The 439-nt window shown below is 76.8% G+C and carries 1 protein-coding gene and 1 pseudogene; both read left to right on the top strand.

From position 1 onward, the window contains the following. Positions 1-147 (top strand): annotated as a pseudogene (locus RM812_RS42425) (inositol monophosphatase family protein); the annotation flags it as partial. Positions 148-361: 214 nt separating this feature from the next. Then, on the top strand, positions 362-439 hold a 78-nt coding region (locus RM812_RS43275), incomplete at its 3' end, for an NAD(P)-binding protein (protein ID WP_394816616.1).

Genomic DNA, 439 nt, shown 5'->3' with positions numbered 1-439 from the left:
CTCCTGGTCACCGAGGCGGGCGGCGCCCACGCCACCCTGTCCGGCGCCCCGTTCCGGATCGCGGGCGGCAACGACCTGCCATTCACGGCGGCCCGCGACACGGCCACCGTCCAGCGCATCCTGGCCGCCCTGAGGACGGGCGGCTGACACGTCCGCCCGGGGTTCTCGTTCTGCGTCCGCCCCGGTCCCGGTCCCGTGTCCGCCTCAGTCCTGGTTCTGTGTCCGCCCAGGGCAGCCCCCCGGCCCCGATCCCGTGTCCGCCCGGGGTGCCCCGCCACCCGCCCCCGGTCCCCGCGTCCGTGCTGTCGGTGCCCCCGAATATCCTGGGGCTCCGCCTGCCGGCCGACGAAGGAGTCCCAAGGTGCCGATGCTCGACGCGGTCGTCGTGGGGGCCGGGCCCAACGGGCTGACCGCTGCGGCCGAACTGGCCCGGAGGGGC

This window comes from Streptomyces lancefieldiae, from assembly GCF_031845825.1.
GTDB lineage: Bacteria > Actinomycetota > Actinomycetes > Streptomycetales > Streptomycetaceae > Streptomyces > Streptomyces lancefieldiae.
Note: the sequence above shows the minus strand (reverse complement) of the source record. Positions and strands in the feature narration are given on the sequence as shown.